Here is a 275-nt window from a genome sequence, read left to right as displayed (position 1 = left end):
CCAGCCGACATCAAACACCCGTGAAAAGGTATTGGAGCTGTAAATCTGATCGAACTTACTGTCGAGCGTATCCTGCAGCTTAAAGACGGTTCCCCCGGTACTTTGCGCCTTGAAGCAGAAGATATTGACGATCTGGCCTCCGACAATGGTATTTTCAAAGAACGGCTGCGTGTTACTGCACTGTTCAGGCGTGACGGTGACTTTGGCCGCGGTGTCGACAGTCCCGGCGTTAGCCTGTCCATGCCAGCAGATGCCTTTAATGACGATTCGACGCG

Annotated in this window: 1 protein-coding gene; it reads right to left on the bottom strand. The window is 52.7% G+C overall.

Going from position 1 to position 275, the window contains the following annotated elements:
* A partial coding sequence (locus SB756_RS29860; RefSeq protein ID WP_410913194.1) for a hypothetical protein occupies nt 1-275 on the bottom strand: 275 nt, incomplete at both ends.

The sequence above is a fragment of the Pseudomonas sp. SIMBA_068 genome (assembly GCF_046534705.1).
Taxonomy (GTDB): Bacteria; Pseudomonadota; Gammaproteobacteria; order Pseudomonadales; family Pseudomonadaceae; genus Aquipseudomonas; species Aquipseudomonas putida.
This window is presented reverse-complemented; position numbering and strand designations above follow the sequence as displayed.